The 15,906-nt window shown below is 73.3% G+C and carries 9 protein-coding genes; 7 read left to right on the top strand and 2 right to left on the bottom strand.

Features of this window, described 5'->3' with window-relative positions; translation table 11 throughout:
- Positions 1–7: 7 nt before the first annotated feature.
- Positions 8–1,225, bottom strand: coding sequence for a DegT/DnrJ/EryC1/StrS aminotransferase family protein (locus KSK32_RS30740; RefSeq protein ID WP_216935154.1), 1,218 nt, complete (start codon positions 1,223–1,225; stop codon positions 8–10).
- A 211-nt stretch (positions 1,226–1,436) separates the two neighbouring features.
- Between KSK32_RS30740 and KSK32_RS30735 the strand changes: the two genes are divergently transcribed.
- Positions 1,437–2,519 (top strand): LLM class flavin-dependent oxidoreductase, encoded by a 1,083-nt coding sequence (locus KSK32_RS30735; protein ID WP_216935151.1) that lies wholly within the window; start codon positions 1,437–1,439, stop codon positions 2,517–2,519.
- Positions 2,500–3,642: an N-methyl-L-tryptophan oxidase gene (gene solA / locus KSK32_RS30730; RefSeq protein WP_216935149.1), complete on the top strand. Its 1,143-nt coding sequence runs from the start codon at positions 2,500–2,502 to the stop codon at positions 3,640–3,642. The genes KSK32_RS30735 and solA overlap by 20 nt, the downstream gene beginning before the upstream one ends.
- Here solA and KSK32_RS30725 read toward each other — a convergent pair.
- A complete protein-coding gene (locus KSK32_RS30725; protein WP_216935147.1) occupies positions 3,620–5,269 on the bottom strand; it encodes a (2,3-dihydroxybenzoyl)adenylate synthase in 1,650 nt (549 codons plus the stop codon). The two genes, solA and KSK32_RS30725, sit on opposite strands and share 23 nt — an antisense overlap.
- 102 nt (positions 5,270–5,371) lie before the next feature.
- Here KSK32_RS30725 and KSK32_RS30720 point away from each other — a divergent pair, with 102 nt between their 5' ends.
- The 5 genes from KSK32_RS30720 to KSK32_RS30700 are packed head-to-tail and all read left to right on the top strand — an operon-like array spanning position 5,372 to position 15,903.
- Positions 5,372–10,852 (top strand): non-ribosomal peptide synthetase, encoded by a 5,481-nt coding sequence (locus KSK32_RS30720; RefSeq protein ID WP_216935145.1) that lies wholly within the window; start codon positions 5,372–5,374, stop codon positions 10,850–10,852.
- A complete protein-coding gene (locus KSK32_RS30715) occupies positions 10,849–11,964 on the top strand; it encodes a saccharopine dehydrogenase NADP-binding domain-containing protein (RefSeq protein WP_216935143.1) in 1,116 nt (371 codons plus the stop codon). Before KSK32_RS30720 ends, KSK32_RS30715 begins: the two co-directional genes overlap by 4 nt.
- A gap of 59 nt (positions 11,965–12,023) precedes the next feature.
- Positions 12,024–13,925, top strand: a complete 1,902-nt coding sequence (locus KSK32_RS30710) for a Gfo/Idh/MocA family oxidoreductase (RefSeq protein WP_289256435.1) — start codon at positions 12,024–12,026, stop codon at positions 13,923–13,925.
- Positions 13,922–15,118: a cytochrome P450 gene (locus tag KSK32_RS30705; protein ID WP_254187259.1), complete on the top strand. Its 1,197-nt coding sequence runs from the start codon at positions 13,922–13,924 to the stop codon at positions 15,116–15,118. The genes KSK32_RS30710 and KSK32_RS30705 overlap by 4 nt, the downstream gene beginning before the upstream one ends.
- The gene (locus tag KSK32_RS30700; RefSeq protein ID WP_216935139.1) at positions 15,115–15,903 is read left to right on the top strand and encodes a thioesterase II family protein; all 789 of its coding nucleotides are present in this window, start codon (positions 15,115–15,117) and stop codon (positions 15,901–15,903) included. Before KSK32_RS30705 ends, KSK32_RS30700 begins: the two co-directional genes overlap by 4 nt.
- Positions 15,904–15,906 lie beyond the last annotated feature (3 nt).

The following is a 15,906-nucleotide window of genomic DNA, read 5'->3' as shown; positions in this document are numbered from 1 at the left end:
GCTCCATTCAGGAGAGATCGGACAGCGCCTCGTCGAGGGCGCCGGTGAGGTAGTCGACCTGGGTGTCGGTCAGTCCGGGGTGGCACGGCAGGTTGACCTGTTGCTCAAACCAGAGCTGCTCGGCGCGGGGGCACTCGCCGGGCCGGTGACCGCGCTGACGCCATTCCGGGGTCAGGTGCTGCGGGAAGTAGCGCAGCTGGATCTCGACCGCCCGCTGGTCGAGCGTCTTGACCAGGTGCTCCCGGGCGGCGGCGCCCGCCTCGACGAACATCGTGTAGAGGTGGTAGGCGTGCGCCACCCCGGCCGGAGGCCGGTGCAGCCGGATCCCGTCGTGGCGAGCGAGACAGTCGTCGAGCCGAGCCGCGACGTGCCGGCGGCGGGCCGAGAACTCCGGCAGGCGGGCCAGTTGCACCGTGCCGGCCGCGGCGGCTACCTCGGACATGGTGGCGTTCGTTCCCGGGTGCCGAAGGTCGGCGTACTCGTGCGCGTAGATCTCCTCGGAGTAGCGCATCCACGGCAACAACGGCGTCGGCGGCACCCGCGAGACAAACGGGCCCACGACGGCGTCCGCCTTGTTCGAACGGATGCGGTCCAACCTTTCGTACCATTCGTCGCGGTCGAACGTCAGCATTCCTCCCTCGCCCAGCGTGGTGAGGTTCTTGGAGCTGTGGAAACTGAAGCAGCCGATATCGGCAAGTGCCCCGGGGCGTCGGCCGTGGTATTCCGCCCCCAGCGCGTGCGCGCAGTCCTCGATGACGATCGCGCCGTGCGCGTGCGCGGCCGCGAGAATGCGCTCCATCGCGACCGGCAGACCGCCGTAGTGCACCACGATCACCGCGGCGGTGCGGTCGGTGACGGCGGCTTCGACCGCAGCCGGGTCGATGTTGAGCGTGTCCGGTTCGACGTCGCAGAACCTGACCCGCACGTCGCGGGCCAGCAGCGGTTGCACAGTGGCGGCGAACGTCTGCGGGGTGGTGACCACCTCGTCACCGGGTCGCAGTCCGGCCAGGTGAACGGCGAGTTCGAGGGCCACGGTGCCGCTGGTCACCGACAGGGCGTGCCGGCATCCGACGTGGCGGGCGAACCGCTGTTCGAACTCGGCGCGCCACCGCCCGCCGGACAGCGCGCCGTCCGAGTCGACGAGCTCGGCGACGGCGGTCAGCTCGGCGGGGCCTACGACGCTGCCGCGCGCCGGGAATGGGACCCGGTAGTCACGTTCCATCATGGATGTCAGCCTCCTCCAAGCGGCGAAGATACAGGACCGCCCGCGTATTCGATAATGTGAATAGCTTCTGGGTGTACGTTTTCTTTCCAGCCTTGAGAAGCGCATTGGCAAATGCGCTTCGGGTGTGTCGTAGGCGATATTCCGGCGGCCTCCTCATTGACTTGCCGGGCGGATGGCATTTCACTGGTCAGGTCTGTGAGAGAGGACTTCCATGCAATTCGGTGTTGGTTTCTTCCCGGTGCTGGACCCGGCTCAGAAAAGCGCGAGCCAGTGGTACGACGAGAGCCTTCGGCTGGCCGTGCGCGCGGAGGAGTTGGGCTACGAGCACGTCCAGGTGGTCGAGCACTACTTCACCGCGTACGGCGGCTACAGCCCCGACCCGGTGACCTTCCTGACCGCGGTGGCGGCACGCACGCGGCGGATCCGGGTGACGACCGGGGCGGTGGTCCCGGCCTTCACCCACCCGGTTCAGCTCGCCGGCAAGCTGGCGATGCTTGACAACCTGTCGCACGGCCGGCTCGACGTCGGGTTCGGCCGCGCCTTCCTGCCGGAGGAGTTCGCCGCCTTCGGGGTGCCGATGAGCGAGAGCCGGGCGCGGTTCGCCGAGGGCGTCGAGGCCTGCCGGCGGCTGTGGACGGAGGAGGAGGTCGTCTGGTCGGGGACGTTTGCGCGATTCGGGCCGGTGACGATGCTGCCGCGGCCGTACCAGCGTCCGCACCCGCCGATCTTCGTGGCCTCCACGACCAGTGCCGAGTCCTGCGCGGCGGCGGGCCGTGCCGGCTACCACCTCCAGGTGGTGCCGACGGTGACCTCGCGGGAAGGGCTCCAGGAGATGCTCGCCGCCTATCGGCACGAGCGCGCCGCGGCCGGTCACGGCCCGGGCCGCGTCCAGTTGAAGTACACCTGCTACCTGGCCGAGGACGCCTCCGAGGCGCTGGCGGCGGGGCGGCGCTGGGAACAGAACTACATCGAGAAGATGACCGGTGCGATCGCGTCCTGGGCCACCACGAGCAGCGCCGACTATCCCGGCTACGAGCAACTGGTCGACAAGGTGCGCCGGTACGACTTCGACGCCTCGCTGGCCGGGCACAAGGTCCTCGCCGGCAACCCCGCACAGGTACGGGAGCAGCTCGCCGTCGTCGCCGACTGGTTCGGCCGCGATGTGACGGTGTGCCTGCAGGTCAATCCGGGCGGCACGACGGAGGCGGAGGCGGAGCGCACGCTGCGCCTGTTCGCCGAGGAGGTCGCGCCGCACGTCGTCACCGGACCGGCCGATGCGCTCACCGGACGCTGAGGTCGCGGTCGTCGGGCTGGGCGCGTTCGGTGCGGCGTCACTCTGGCAACTGGCGGAGGCGGGCGTCAGCGTGATCGGGCTCGACCGGTACGAGCCGGGCCACGGGTACGGCTCCTCGCACGGCGGCACGCGCATGTTCCGTACGGCCTGTCTCGAGCACCCGGACCTGGTGCCGCTGGCCCGGCGCTCCGGGCAGCTCTGGCAGGAGTTGTCGGCGCGCGCCGGCGAGACGCTGCTCGCGCCGACCGGCGGGGTGCTGATCGGCCCGCGGGACGGGCACGTGGTGGCGGGCACGCTCGCCGCGGCCCGGCAGCACGACATCGCGGTCGAGGTGTGGGACGCGGCCACGCTCGGGGCCCGGCTGCCCCGGCACGCCGGCCTGGCCGCGCACCACGTGGCGGTGTGGGAGCCGGCCGCCGGGCTGATCCCGCCGGAGGCGGCGATCCGGGCCGCCGTCCGGGTGGCCGGCGAACTGGGCGCCCAGGTACGGACCGGCACGCGGGTGCTGGCGATCGAGCTGGTCGACGGCGGCGCGTTCGTGCACACCACGACGGACCGGATCGCCGTGCGCCAGGTGGTTGTCGCGGCCGGAGCCTGGCTGCCCGGGCTGGTGCCGGGGCTGACGCTACGGGTGCTGCGGGTGCCGATCACCTGGTTCCGGCCCGCCGATCCGAGCGCGACCGGGTACGACCTGGCCGCGGTGCCGGTGTTCATCCGTGAGTTGGACGACGGTGCCTGTCTGTGGGGACACGGCGCGGACACCGGCGGCGAGCTGAAGCTCGGTCTGGAGGACGCGGGAACCGCGATGCGCACGATGGACCCCGACGGTGACGACCGACGGGTGACTCCGTCCGACTGGCGGGAGCTGGCCGACCGGCTCGCCGTGGCGCTGCCGGGGTTGGAGCCGGAGCCGTCGCGGGCGGCGGTCTGCATGTACCCGCTGACTCCGGACCGGCAGTTCCTGCTGGGCCGGCCGGGCCGGGATCCTCGGCTGGTGGTGGCGGGCGGGGACAGCGGCCACGGCTTCAAGCACGCGGCCGCGATCGGGGAGGTGGTCGCGGACCTGGTCAGGCGACGTGCGCCCCGGGTGCCGGTCGCCTTCATGCATCCGGACCGCTGGTGATCCGGGACGCGAGCACCTTCTTGTCGATCTTGCCGACCGCGGTGAGCGGCATCGCCGTCTCGAAGCGGATCCGGTCCGGAAGCTTGTATGCGGCGAGCCCGCGCCCCCGCAGGAAGCTGGTCAGGTCGGCCAGGGACGGCCGGTCGTCCGGGCAGACCAGCACCGCGACCGGCGCCTCGCCCCACTGCGGGTCGGGAACGCCGACCAGGGCCGCCTGCCGGACCAGCGGATGGGCGAGCAGATGACCCTCCACCTCGGTCGCGGCGATCTTCTCGCCACCGCGGTTGATCTGGTCCTTGACCCGTCCCACGACGTTGAGGTGCCCGGAGGGCAGCCGGCGGACCAGGTCGCCGGTGCGGTAGAAGCCGTCCGGGGTGAACGACGCCTCGGCGGCGGCGTCGGCCCGGTAGTAGCCGCGCAGCGTGTACGGCCCGCGGGTGAGCAACTCGCCGACGTCGCCCTCGTCGACCGGGCTGCCGTCGACCGGGTCGACCACGCGCACCTCGTCCGCGGGCGAGCACGGGCGGCCCTGGGTGGTGCAGATCAGGTCGGCCGGGTCGTCGAGGCGGGTGTAGTTGATCAGTCCCTCCGCCATGCCGTAGACCTGCTGCACCGCCACTCCGAGGGTGGGGGTGAAGCGGCGGGCCAGGTCGTCGGCCAGTCGGGCGCTGCCGACCTGGACGAAACGCAGGCTGGACAGGTCGGGTCGGCTGTCGTCGTGCTCGGCGAACCAGTGGGGCACCAGCGGTGGGTTGATCGCGGTGAAGGTGACCCGCTCGCGGGCGATGAGCCGGAACGCGGTGGCCGGGCTGGGATTCGGAGCGATCACCACGGCCCCGCCCGACATCAGCGTGCCGAGCACCCCCGGGCAGGCGAAGGTGAAGTTGAAGGCGATCGGCAGGACCGCGAGATAGACGTCCTCCGGCGTCAGCGCGCACACCTGCGCCCCGGCGCGGGCGTTGTAGGCGTAGTCGTCGTGCGTGCGGGGGATCAGTTTCGGCAGGCCGGTGGTCCCGCCGGAGAGCAGCAGCAGCGCGAGGTCGCCGGCCGCCGGGCCGTCGCCGCTGCCAGGTGCGGCCAACGCCCCGGTCAGGTCCCGGTAGGCGGTGAAGCCACTGTCTCCGGGGTCACCCACCACCACCACGTGGTCGAGTGGCTCGTCGAGGGCACGCCGCTCGGCCCGGATCCGGGCGGCGAGCGCCCGGTAGTCGAACCCGAGGTGGCGGTCGGCGACCACGTAGCCGGCCGCCCCCGACAGCGCCGCCAGGTGGGCGATCTCGGCGTACCGGTGGCCGGGCATGGCGTGCACCGGTACCGCTCCCAGCCGTTGCAGGGCGAACCACACCTCGACGAACTCAGCCCGGTTGGGCAGTTGGACGACGACCCGGTCGCCGCGGCGCAGCCCGAGCCGGCGCAGCCCGGCGCACACCCGGTCGACGGCGTCGTCGAGCTGCCGGTAGGTCCAGCGCCGCTCGCCGTCCACCAGTGCGGTGCGTCCGGCGTGCCTGGTGGCCCACTCGTGCAGCAGGTCGCCGAAGGGGACGCCGGTCCAGTACCCGGCCGATCGGTACCGCTCGGCGTCGGTCTCGGACCATCCGGTCCACTCCGGACGGTGGAGCTGGGTCATGTGTGATCCATTCTGGTCTGTTGCCGGGCGGCGTGCTTTGCTATCTTTACCGCATCTGAAATTCGTTTTCAATAGTGCTCGACCGGGTGGAAGTGGGGCTCGATGGATGTCCACGACCTGATCACCGACCTCGACGCCGCCGGCGTGAGCCTCTGGCTGGAGCGCGACGAGTTGCGCTTCCGCGCCCCCAAGGGCGTGTTCACGGAGGACCGCCGGGCGGCCGTGCGGGCCCACCGGGCCGCGATCGTCGAGCGGCTACGTCAGGCCGAGGACGTCCGGCTGAGCCCGGACCCGGCGGGGCGGCACGAACCGTTCCCGCTGACCGATCTCCAGGCCGCCTACCTCGTCGGCCGGGGGCCGCACTACGAGTACGGCGGCGTCGCCTGTCACGCCTACGTCGAGTACGAGTACCCCGACCTCGACCCGCGACGGGTGCAGTCCACCTGGGACCGGATGGTCGCCCGGCACGACATGCTGCGCGCTGTCGTGCACCCCGACGGCTACCAGGTGGTTCTCGCCGACCCGCCGGAACACCCGATCCCGGTCACCGACCTACGTGGGCAGGACGCCGCGCTCGACGGACACCTGCGTGCCGTCCGCGACCGGATGTCGCACCGGGTCGCGCGGACCGACCGGTGGCCGTTGTTCGCGCTGCACCTCACCCGCACGGACCGGGGCGCGGTCCTGCATCTCTCCCTCGACCTGCTCATCGTCGACTACGCCAGCGTGCAACTGTTGATGAGGGAGTTCGACCGCTGCTACGCCGACCCCACGAGCGAACCGGCCACGCCGGAGATCAGCTTCCGCGACTACGTCATCGGACGACGCCGGGTCACCGAGACGGCCCGGTACGCCCGCGACCGTGACTACTGGCTCGGCCGCCTCGACGACCTGCCCCCGGCGCCCGACCTGCCGGTGACCGGCACCGGCGAGGTCACCGGTCCGGTCCGCTTCCGCCGACTGGAACACGTCCTCGACGCCGCGACGTGGGCCGGGCTGCGCGACCGGGCGGCCCGGCACCAGGTCACCGCCTCCGCCGCGCTGCTCACGGCGTACGCCGAGGTGATCGGCCGATGGAGCCGGTCGCCGCGGTTCACCCTCACCGTTCCCACCTTCCAGCGACTGCCCCTGCACCCCGACGTGGACCGGCTGGTCGGCGACTTCACCGTGGTCGAGCCGCTCGCCGTCGACCTCGCCGAGTCCGAGCCGTTCCAGGCACGCGCCGCGGGGCTCAGCGCCCGCCTGCTCGAGGACCTGTCGCACGGGCTGTTCACCGGCGGTGAGGTACTCGGCGAACTGGCCCGGCGCACCGGCACCCGACCGCTGCTGCCGGTCGTGTTCACCAGCACCCTCGACGCCCCGGTCGACGACCCGGACGGCCCCGGCCGTGGCACGGTCGGGTACGCCATCAGCCAGACCCCGCAGGTCTGGATCGACTGTCAGGTGATGCCGCGCGGGGGAGGGCTCGCCCTCTCCTGGGACGTCCGCGAGGACGTGCTCCCGGACGGCCTGGCCGACGACGCGTTCGCGGCCTGGACCGACCTGGTCGGCCGCCTCGCCGCCGGCGACCGTGACTGGGACGAGGCCGGGCCGGTCCGGCTGCCGGCCGCCCAGCTCGAGCGCCGCCGTCAGGCCAACGACACCGCCGGCCCCCTGCCGGACGGCCTGCTGCACGACGAGGTCGTCGCCCAGGCCCGACGCACGCCCGACCGGATCGCGGTGGTCGCCGGAGACGTCCGGCTGACCTACGGCGAACTGCTCCGCCGCGCCGCCGCGGTCGCCGACCACCTCCGGGCCGGTGGCCTGCGCCCGGCCGAGCCGGTGGCCGTGTTCATGGACAAGGGCTGGGAGCAGGTGGTGGCGGTCCTCGGCGTGCTGTGCGCCGGTGGCGCGTACCTGCCGGTCGACACCGCGCAACCGGCCGCCCGCCGCGACGCCATCCTCACCGACGCGGGCGTCCGGACGGTGCTCACCCAGTCCTGGCTCGCCGGCGGCGTCCGGCGGCTGGTCGGCGTCACCCACATCACCGTGGACGGCCTCGCGCCGGCCGACGTGCCCGAGGTTCCGGCGTCGGGGGCGGCGCCGGACGACCTCGCCTACGTCATCTACACGTCCGGGTCCACCGGATCCCCCAAGGGCGTCATGATCAGTCACCGGGCCGCCCGCAACACCGTCGACGACGTCAACCGCCGCTTCGCCGTCGGCCCCGACGACGCCGTCCTCGGCCTCGCCGGCCTCGGCTTCGACCTCTCGGTCTACGACATCTTCGGCCTGCTCGCCGTCGGCGGCCGGCTGGTGCTGCCGGACGCCGACCGCCGCGGCGACCCGTCGCACTGGGCCGACCTGGTGGACCGGCACGCCGTGACCCTGTGGAACTCGGTGCCCGGCCAGTTGCAGATGCTGCACGACTACCTGCGCGCCGTGCCGGGCGTGCGGCCGGGCACGCTCCGCCTGGCCATGCTCTCCGGCGACTGGATCCCGGTCACCCTGCCCGACGCGATCCGCGCCATGCTGCCGGCGCTGCGCGTGGTCAGTCTCGGCGGCGCCACCGAGGGAGCCATCTGGTCGATCTGGCATCCGATCGACCGGGTCGACCCGCGCCGGCCCAGCATCCCGTACGGCACCCCGCTGACCAACCAGAGTTTCCACGTGCTCGACGACCGGATGCGCGACCGTCCCGACTGGACGGCCGGTGAGCTGTACATCGGCGGCGCCGGAGTCGCACTCGGCTACCACCGTGACCCGGAGCGCTCCGCCGCCCGCTTCCCCACCCACCCGGTGACCGGCGAGCGCCTGTACCGCACCGGTGACCTGGGCCGGTACCGGCCGGACGGGACGATCGAGTTCCTCGGCCGCGAGGACGACCAGGTGAAGATCCGCGGATACCGGATCGAGTTGGCCGAGGTGGAGAGCGCCGTCCAGACGCATCCCGGGGTGGCGCACGCCGCCGTGCTGGTCGACGCGGACCACCCGGCCGGGAAGCGCCTCGCCGCCTTCGTCGAGCCGGCCGTCGTCGAGACCGACCCGATCGCCGCCGCCGAGGCCGGGGCGGTCGGCGCCGCCGCGGCGGCGGTCTCCCGGGCCGCGCAGGCCGGGGTCGACCGGCCCGCGCTGGCGACGTTCCAGCAGGCCTTGGCCGACGTCGGGTACGCGGTTATGACCCGCACGCTGCGGGACGCCGGGCTGTTCACCGACGACCGCGCGCACCGCGCGGAGGAGGTGGCCGAAGCCCTGTCCGCGACCGCGACCACCCGGCCCGTCGTGCGTCGATGGCTGGTCGCGCTGGCCCGCGCCGGGCACCTCTCCGCTGATCCGGGCGCCGGCGTGTACCACGGCCCGCTGTCGCTGCCCGCCGACCGGATCGAGGAGGCGTGGCGGCGGCTCGCCGAGGCAGAGGCGCGGGTGGCGTACAGCACCGACCTGATCGAGGCGGTCCGGACCTGCGCCGAGCGGCTGCCCGAGGTGATCGCCGGAACGGTCGACGTACGGGCGCTGTTGTTCCCCGGCGCCCGCGCCGACGCGATGGCCGCCGCCTACCGGGACAACCTGGCCGTGGCCCACCTCAACGAGGCCGCGGCGGCGGCCCTGCGTGCTTTGGCCGAGCGGCACGGCGGTGACGAGCCGTTGCGGATCGTCGAGGTCGGCGGCGGCGTCGCCGGCACCACCGCCGCGCTCGCCCCGGCGCTTGCCGAGTTCACCCCGGACTATCTGTTCACCGATCCGTCGGCGTTCTTCCTCGCCGAGGCCCGCGAGCAGTTCGCCCACCACCCGTGGATCCGGTACGCGCGGCTGGACCTGCGCGAAGACCTGACCGCCCAGGGGCTGGCGCCGAACAGCGCCGACGTGGTGATCTGCCCCAACCACCTGCACACCGCGCCGGACACCGTCGTCGCGCTGGACCGCCTGCGCGGCCTGCTGGCGCCGGGCGGATGGTTGCTGGTCATGGAGCAGACCCGGGACGACGATCCGGCGCTGCTGGTGTCGATGGAGTTCCTGGAGGCCACCGCCGGCCCGTTCGTCGACGCGCGCGCCGACGGTGGCCAGGCGTTCCTCACCGAGGCGCAGTGGCGGGAACTGTTCGGCACCGCACTGGTGGGTGTCCTGCCCGAGCCCGGGGAGCCGCTGCACCCGACCGGGCAGCAACTGTTCCTCGCCCGGGTCAAGACCGACCGGGCCGTCCTGACTCCGGCCGCGTTGGCCCGGCACGCCGGCACCCGGGTGCCCGAGTACATGGTGCCGAGCGTGTGGCAGCTCGTCGACGCGCTGCCGGTGACCGGCAACGGGAAGGTCGACCGCAAGCGGCTGCGCTCCCTGCTGCCGTCGGCCGGGGCCGGGGAGCAGGCCGCCGCGGTCGCCAGCGAGCCCGCCGACGCGCTGGAGCGGCAGATCGCCGCGCTCTGGGCCGAGCTGCTCGACCGGCAGTACGTCGGCCGCCACGACGACTTCTTCGACCTCGGCGGCGACTCCCTGCTGGTGGCCCGCCTGGTGGGCCTGCTCCGCGAGCGGGTGCCCGACGTGGTCGCCCTGGAGTGGGAGGTGGTGCTCCGGCACATGCTGCGCCGGCCCACCGTCGCGGCGCTGGCGGCCTACCTGCGCGGCGCCACCGCGACCGGCGACGCCGGACCGGAGGACGCGCCGGTGCGCACCTCGCCCGTGGTACGTCTGCACGGCTCCGGCGGCGACCCGGTGACCGTTCTGGTGCACGCCGGCACCGGCACGATCATGCCGTACCGGGCGTTGATCACCGAGATCCGACGCCGTTCGGCCGGCACCGGGACGGTCGTCGGGTTGGAGGTGCCGCACCTGCCGCACTACCTCGACGCGGACCCCGAAGGGCTGATCGAGACCATCGCCGCCGACTACGTACGCGCTCTCCTCGACCTGGGCGCGGGGGAGTTCCACCTGGTCGGCTACTGCCTCGGCGGACTGATCGCCACCGAGGTCGCCCGTGGTCTCGCCGAGGCGGGCGCGAACGTGGCGACGCTGACCGCGATCAGCAGCCACAGCCCTCGCTTCCGGTTGGACGACGAGATCCTGTCGGAGTACTCGTTCAGCGTCATGATGGGCATCGCCCCGGCGGATCTGGGCTTCCCCGCCGACGAACTGGCGGTGGCGCGCGCCGGGGACGCGGTGCTGGCCGCGAGTCCCGGGGTGATGCGCGACGGCGGCTTCGCCGCGCTGACCGGCGAGCACGCCGGCGTCGCGGAGGCGTTCCGGAGTCTCGCCGAGGTGCCCCGGGAGCAGCGGGTGGCCCGGATGTGCGAGGCCGTCCCCGCCTCCGCCGGCATGTACGAACCGGACCACATGATGCGCCTGTTCCGGACGTTCCGGCAGAGCGTCTTCGCGATCACCCGGTACGACCCGGAGCCCTACGCGGGGGACATCACCTTCCTGCGGCACAGCGGCGCGTACCCGTTCCCCGGCAGCCGCGACGCCGTCACCCAGCACTGGTCCGACCTGTGCCTCGGTGACCTGCGCGTCATCGACGTCCCCGGCGACCACTTCAGCTGCGTCGACGTCGCCCACGCCCCCGGTGTGGTCAAACTGCTCACCGAGATCACGGGCGGGGCGGTGACCCGGTGATCGGGGTGCTCGGGGCCACCGGATCGGTGGGCTCGGCGGCGCTGGTCCACCTGCACCGGCTGGGCGCCGGCCCGCTGCGGATCGGCGCCCGCCGCCTCGCGCCCCTGGAGAAGCTGGCCGCCGACGTCCCCGCCGAGACCGTGCCGGTGGACGTCCGTGATCCCGTCGCCCTGGCGGCCTTCACGGCCGGCTGCACGATCGTGCTCAACTGCGCCGGCCCGACGTACGAACTCAAGGAGACCGTGGCGCGGGCCGCGCTCGCCGCCGGGGCGCACTGTGTCGACGTGGCCGGCGACGACCCGGTCCGGGAGGCACTGCACGGTCGCGACCTCGGTGGCCGCACCGTGCTGCTGTCGGCCGGCACCCTACCCGGACTGTCCAGCCTGCTGCCGCGGTGGCTGGCGGGGACGGAGTTCGACCGGGTCGAGGCGCTGTCGGCCTGGGTCGGCGGAGTGGAGCACTGCTCCCCGGTCGTCGCAGTCGACATGCTGTTGTCCCTGCAGACCGGCGGCGCCGGTGGAGAGGCGTACGGGGAGGCGAACGCGGCCTGGCGGGCCGGTGGCCCGCGCGCGCGGGTGCTGCGTCCGGCCGAGGACGTCGTCGTGCCGATGTTCCCCGGCCCGGTGGCGGTGCAGCCGTTCCTGAGCGCCGAGACCCGCCGTCTGGCGGCCACCCTCGGTCTGACCACGCTGGACTGGTTCAACGTGTACCCCGGGCCGGCCGTACGCGCGCTGCTCACGGCGTTGCCGGCAGCGGCCCGGGAAGGAGCCGACCGGCAGCAGCTCGCCGACCGGATGATCCGTGCCGCCACCGTCGACCTGGCCGGTCGGCGGCCGTACTACCAGATGGTGTTCACCCTGCGCGGGCCGCGCGCCGGCCAGGCCTCCGAGGTGAGCGTCGTACTGCGCACGCCCAGCAGCTACCGGCTGACCGGCCTGGTGGGCGCGCTGGCGACCGTCGCCGTGGACCATGGCGCCGTTCCACCCGGCGTGCACTACGCCGCCGAGGTGCTCGACCCCGCTGCCGTCGTGGACGCGGTCCGCGCCGCGGGCGAGGCATCCGTGCGCATCGTCACCGCCCATGGCGACGACGAGGAAGAGGGGAGCCTGTGAGCACGCCGGCACCGCGGCCGCCTACCGAAGAATCCAGGACGCCCCCGCTCCGGGTGCTGGTGTGCGGCACCAACTTCGGGCGGTTCTATCTGCGTGCGATCGCCGACCTGGCACCCGGCCTGGAATTGGCCGGGGTGCTCAGCAGTGGGGGGACAGCGTCGCGGGAGCTGGCCCGCCGCTACGGCGTCGCCCATCACGAGAGCCTCGACACGGTGGGTGACGACATCGACCTGGCGTGCGTCGTGGTCGGCTCCACGGTCTCCGGCGGCCCCGGCACCGACCTGGCCCGTGCGTTGATGTCCCGCGGCGTGCATGTGCTCCAGGAGCATCCGGTGCACCACGACGAGATGGTCGCCTGCCTGCAACTGGCCCGCCGGCAGGGTGTGCAGTATCGGGTGAACGCCCACTACCACCACGTCGAGCCGGTGCGCCGGTTCCTTGCGGCCGCTGCCCGGCTGCGCGAACGGGAGCGGCCGCTGTTCGTCGACGCGGCCACCCCGGTCCATGTCCTGTACCCGTTCGTGGACATCCTCGGTCGCGCCCTCGGTGGGCTGCGTCCGTGGCGGGTGGACGAGCCGGGCGGAGACGGACCGCTGCGCTCGCTGACCGGCCGGCTCGGCGGTGTGCCGCTGACCGTTCGGGTGCACCACCAGCTCGACCCGGCAGACCGCGACAACCACGCCCTGCTGTGGCACCGGATCGCGATCGGCACCGGTGCCGGTGTGCTCACGCTCGCGGACACCCACGGACCGGTGCTGTGGAGTCCGCGCCTGCACGCCGGCCGGGACGACCAACGCCGGTTGGTGTTCGCCGGTCCCGGCCTCGACGAGCCCAGCACCGCCGTGCTGCCGGGCACCGGACCGGGCAGCGGGCAGGAGATCTTCGATCGGCTGTGGCCCGAGGCCGTGCGCCGGGCTGTCGCCGGGTTCGCCGAGTCCGTCCGGGCCGGCGGTGATCCGCTACGCGCGGCCCAGTACGACATCACCGCCTGCCGGGTCTGGGCGGAGTTCGCCGCGCGTCTCGGGCCGCCGGAGATCGTCAGACCTGCCCGCCCGGCTGTTGTCACGGTCGCGGACCTGGCTGACCCGCCGCAACCGGCTGCGGTGGGCCCGGCCCATTCGCGGGAACCCGCCCCGGCCGGGCAGCAGGGCCCGGCCCCGGATCGGCCCCGACCGCCGGAGCCGGCCGCGGAATCGTCGGGGTCGCGTGACAACGGGCCCGAGCCCTACTCGCCGACGGCCGAGTTCTTCGATCTGGCCGCCGCGTCGCACGTCACCGCCGGCAGCGCCCCGGCCGTGGTAGCCGCGCTCGCCGGCGCCGATCCCGGGGCCGGGCCGGTGGTGGAGATCGGCGCCGGCAGCGGGCTGATCACCGCCGCGGTGGCCCGTGCCTACCCGGCGCTGGAGCTGCTGGCCTGCGAACCGGCGACCGGCATGCGCGCGGTGCTCACCAGCCGCATCTACCGCGACCCGGACCTGCGCCGGCGGGTGACCGTCTCCGCGCAGGCCGCTCCGGATCTGGATCTGCCCGACACGATCAGCGGCGCCGTCGTCTGTGGCGTCGCCGGCCACCTCGATGCCGGTGACCGGCAACGGTTGTGGCGGCGGCTGGCCGACCGGCTGGCCCCGGGCGGGGTGATCGTCGTGGAGCTGATGAACATGGACCGTCCGCTGGTCCTCGCCCCCACCCGGCTGGCCGGGGCGGAGTTGGGCGCGCAGCGATACGAGTGGTGGCTGTCCGGGGAGCCCGACGGTCCCGGCCGGATGCGCCTGCACACCACCTGGCGGGTGCTGCACGACGGGCGGACCGTCCGCGAGGTGACCGACGCGTACCACTGGCACACCATCACGCTGGCGCAGGTGGCCGCCGAGTCCGGACTGGTCCTGCACGACGTTCCGCATGTGACGGGAGGGCCGCCGATCGGTGTGCTCGCCGCCGGCCGAGAGGAGACCCGATCATGACCGACGATCCGCCCGCCTTTCCGATCCCGCGGGAGTGCCCGTTCGCCCCGCCCGCGCGCTACGCCGAGCTGCGCGACAAGGAGCCGGTGTCTCAGGTGACGATCCCCACCGGCAAACATCCGTGGCTCCTCACCCGGTACGCCGACGTACGGCGGCTGCTCGCCGACCCGCGGGTCAGCTCCGACATCCGCCGGCCGAACTTCCCTGCACTGGGGGTCGGCGAACAGGAGGCGGGCGCGAAGTCGCGGCCATTCATCCGTACGGATCCGCCCGAGCACACCCGGCACCGGCGGATGTTGCAGGCCGAGTTCACGGTGAAGCGGATCCGGGACATGCGCCCGGCGATCCAGGCGACCGCGGACCGGCTGATCGACGAGATGATCGCCGCCGGGCCGCCGGCCGACCTGGTGACCGTGTACGCGAACGCGATCTCGACCACGACCGTGCTGGGCCTGTTCGGCGCGCCGACCGACGATCTGGCCCTGTTCCGTGACGTCACCCGTATCTCCGGTGGTCGCGGCAGCACCGCCGAGGAGGTGACCGCCGCGCTGGGCAGCATGTTCCGGGTGCTGGACGGGCTGATCACCGCCCGTGAGGAGGAGCCCGGTGAGGACCTGCTGTCCAAGCTCGTGGTCAACCACCTGCGTCAGGGTGCGGTGACCCGGCAGGAACTGCTCTCCACGATCGGCATCACCATCGTCGCCGGGCGCGAGACCACCACCAGCATGATCGCCCTCGGCACACTGATGTTGCTGGAGAACCCCGACCGGCTGGCCGACCTCCGTGCCGAGCCGGCCCTGATGCCCGCCGCCGTCGAGGAGCTGTTGCGCGTGCTCTCCGTCGCCGACTCGATTCCGCTGCGGGTGGCCACCGAGGACATCGAGGTCGGACCGACCCGGATCCCGGCCGGGGACGGCATCATCGCGCTGCTCGGCGCGGCCAATCACGATCCCGCCGTGTTTCCGGATCCGCACCGCCTCGACTTCACCCGGACCGCCAACCACCATGTCGCGTTCGGGTTCGGCCTGCACCAGTGCATCGGCCAGAACCTCGCCCGGCTGGAGATGGAGATCGCCATCGGCACCCTGATCCGGCGCCTGCCCGGCCTGCGCCCGGCCGTTTCGCTCGATGAACTGGATCTCAAGCACGACGCCGCCACGTTCGGCGTCGAGTACCTGCCGGTGGCGTGGTGACCGGCGCCGGGTCGCTGGGCCCGTGGCTGCGCCGGTACCAGGCGCGGCCGGCGGCGGCGGTACGGCTGGTCTGCTTCCCGCACGCCGGCGGGGGAGCGGGTAGCTACCGCCCCTGGGACACCCTGTTGCCGTCGTCGGTCGAGCTCGTCGCCGTGCAGTACCCGGGGCGGGAGGACCGGTTCGCCGAGCCGCCGGTGGCCGAGATGGACGAACTCGCCGGCCGTGTCGCCGGTGCCCTGCGGCGTGTCCTCGACCGGCCATACCTGGTGTTCGGGCACAGCATGGGCTCCGCGATCGCCTACGAGACCGTCCAGCGGCTGCGCCGCCTCGGCGTGGCGGAACCGGACGCGCTGATCGTCTCCGGTCGTCCGGCACCGGGCGAGGTGGTCGGCGGCGAGGTGCACCTGCGCGACGACGACGGACTCTGCGACGAACTCACCCGGTTGGGCGGCACCCCGGCGGAGGTGCTTGCCGATCCTGAGCTGCGGCGGGCGGTGCTGCGGTACGTGCGCAGCGACTACCGGCTCATCGAGACCTACCGGCCCGCGCCGACCCCGCCGCTGAACTGCCCCGTGTCCGTCCTGCGTGGCGGGGACGACCCGGAGCTGAGCGCTGCCCAGGCGGCGGGCTGGAGCCGGGTCACCACCGGGCCGCTGGACGTGCACACCTTCCCCGGCGACCACTTCTACCTCGTTTCCCAACGCCGGGCCGTGGTGCGGACCGTGCTGGGCACCCTCGATCCGGCCCTGACCCGCACCGGCGGGTCCTGGGCCGGCATACCGTGATCG

This window comes from Micromonospora sp. WMMB482, assembly GCF_019038635.1.
GTDB lineage: Bacteria > Actinomycetota > Actinomycetes > Mycobacteriales > Micromonosporaceae > Micromonospora > Micromonospora marina.
Note: the sequence above shows the minus strand (reverse complement) of the source record. Positions and strands in the feature narration are given on the sequence as shown.

Excerpts from the sequence above, each read along its gene's own strand:
- KSK32_RS30740 (WP_216935154.1), bottom strand. The coding sequence starts at position 1,225 with ATGATGGAACGTGACTACCGGGTCCCATTCCCGGCGCGCGGCAGCGTC.
- KSK32_RS30735 (WP_216935151.1), top strand. The coding sequence starts at position 1,437 with ATGCAATTCGGTGTTGGTTTCTTCCCGGTGCTGGACCCGGCTCAGAAA.
- solA (WP_216935149.1), top strand. The coding sequence starts at position 2,500 with ATGCGCTCACCGGACGCTGAGGTCGCGGTCGTCGGGCTGGGCGCGTTC.
- KSK32_RS30725 (WP_216935147.1), bottom strand. The coding sequence starts at position 5,269 with ATGACCCAGCTCCACCGTCCGGAGTGGACCGGATGGTCCGAGACCGAC.
- KSK32_RS30720 (WP_216935145.1), top strand. The coding sequence starts at position 5,372 with ATGGATGTCCACGACCTGATCACCGACCTCGACGCCGCCGGCGTGAGC.
- KSK32_RS30705 (WP_254187259.1), top strand. The coding sequence starts at position 13,922 with ATGACCGACGATCCGCCCGCCTTTCCGATCCCGCGGGAGTGCCCGTTC.